Annotated in this window: 1 protein-coding gene; it reads left to right on the top strand. The window is 55.6% G+C overall.

Annotated features, from left to right (window positions below; genetic code table 11):
• Positions 1-9: 9 nt before the first annotated feature.
• On the top strand, positions 10-381 hold a 372-nt coding region (locus A6013_RS24550; protein WP_175437438.1), incomplete at its 3' end, for a ParB N-terminal domain-containing protein.

Below are 381 nucleotides of genomic sequence, written 5' to 3'. Positions count from 1 at the left end.
GTAAAAGATATCCGCCCCGAAACTGATCCGTCAGCGGCACCCGCTGCACCGATGGTTGATTCCTTAATTGCACGGGTGGGAGCCATGGCCCGCGGGACTACCATTCTGCTTCCGGTTTGTGGCCGGGAAGTGATATTTATTCTCGAAGCCATCCCTGGCGAGAGCGTTGAAACGGCATCAAGGGACTGGTCAGGTTATGAACGTGACCAGGAGCTACTGAGCGAAGACGCGCTTGATGATCTGCTCCCCTCTTTCCTCCTGAGTGGTCAGCAGACGCCTGCGTTCGGACGACGGGTAGATGGAGGTGTCATCGAGATTGCAGATGGGTGTCGTCGTCGGAAAGCAGCCATACTGACATCATCGGATTTTCGCGTTCTTGTG

Origin of the sequence: Enterobacter sp. IF2SW-B1 (assembly GCF_001743375.1) — a bacterium.
In the GTDB taxonomy this organism is placed as follows: domain Bacteria; phylum Pseudomonadota; class Gammaproteobacteria; order Enterobacterales; family Enterobacteriaceae; genus Enterobacter; species Enterobacter bugandensis.
The sequence above is the reverse complement of the archived record's forward strand: the minus strand, read 5'-3'. Positions and strand labels throughout refer to the sequence as shown.